Origin of the sequence: Jiella avicenniae, assembly GCF_021390325.1 — a bacterium.
Taxonomy (GTDB): domain Bacteria; phylum Pseudomonadota; class Alphaproteobacteria; order Rhizobiales; family Rhizobiaceae; genus Jiella; species Jiella avicenniae.
Genome location: NZ_JAJUWU010000050.1, coordinates 1 through 1,165, shown reverse-complemented (window position 1 = coordinate 1,165; position 1,165 = coordinate 1). Strand labels below are relative to the sequence as shown.

Here is a 1,165-nt window from a genome sequence, read left to right as displayed (position 1 = left end):
ATACCAATTCCCGCATTGACTGACTCGTATGGGATTCCCGACCCGTCCGGGATATGATTCAAGATGGCGAACAGGAGTTTGTTCGCCATGGCCCCGCCCATTCCGCTTCGCTCAGACTATGAAGCTCAAGTTGTTCGCCGTTTGGGCCGACAGTCGCGTGATGCCGCGCAGACGCGGCGTCTTCTGGCATTGGCGGCGATCTACGAGGGCGGTTCGCGCAGCGAGGCTGCGCGGATCGGCGGCGTGACATTGCAGATCGTGCGAGACTGGGTGATCCGGTTCAATGCCGAAGGCCCGGATGGTCTCGTGGACCGCAAGTCGTCGGGCGCACCGTCGCGGCTGAAGCCAGAGCAGCGCAAGGCGCTCGTGGGTAAGATCGAGGCTGGTCCGATCCCAGCAGTCGACGGCGTGGTGCGCTGGCGCCTCGTCGATCTGGCGCAATGGGTCTTCGAAGAGTTCCGTATTTCGATCAGCGTCCAGACGTTGTCGCGCGAGCTGCGGGCTTTGGGCTACCGCAAGCTCTCGGCTCGCCCGCGCCATCACGCCCAGAACGAGTTCGAACTCGACGCTTTTAAAAAGACTTCCCTGCCGCGCTGGCAGAAATCGCGGCGAACGAGGCCGCCGGCAAGCCCATAGAAGTCTGGTTTCAGGACGAGATGAGGGTGGGGCAGAAGAACCCGATCACCCGGCGGTGGGCCAAACGAGGGACCCGGCCGTCGGCACCGAAAGATCAACGCACCGCTTCAACCTACCTGTTCGGCGCGATCTGCCCGAAGCTCGGCAAAGGCGCCGCCCTCGTCATGCCTCGCTGCAACACCCACGCCATGGCCTGTCATCTCGGCGAGATCTCCCGCGCCGTTGCTCCCGGCGCGCATGCCGTGGTGCTGCTCGATCAGGCTGGTTGGCACATGACGCCCAAGCTCGTCATACCCGGCAACATCACCCTCATGCCGCTGCCGCCCCGCGCACCGGAATTGAACCCCGCCGAGAACCTGTGGCAGTTCATGCGCGACAACTGGCTTTCGAACAGGATCTTCAAATCCTACGACGATATTCTCGATCACACCTGCAGGGCTTGGCGAAAGATCGAAACACAGCCGTGGCGCATCATGTCCATCGGCCTGCGAGAGTGGGCGCATGGGTTCTGATCAATGAGAGTTGGTAT

The 1,165-nt window shown here is 62.2% G+C and carries 1 protein-coding gene; it reads left to right on the top strand.

Going from position 1 to position 1,165, the window contains the following annotated elements:
- Positions 1–87 precede the first annotated feature (87 nt).
- Positions 88–1,148, top strand: a protein-coding gene (locus tag LZD57_RS23935; RefSeq protein ID WP_233722095.1) for an IS630 family transposase whose coding sequence is annotated in 2 segments (ribosomal slippage) — positions 88–580 and positions 580–1,148 — 1,062 coding nt in all. Because the reading frame shifts where the segments join, the coding sequence is not laid out codon by codon here.
- Positions 1,149–1,165 lie beyond the last annotated feature (17 nt).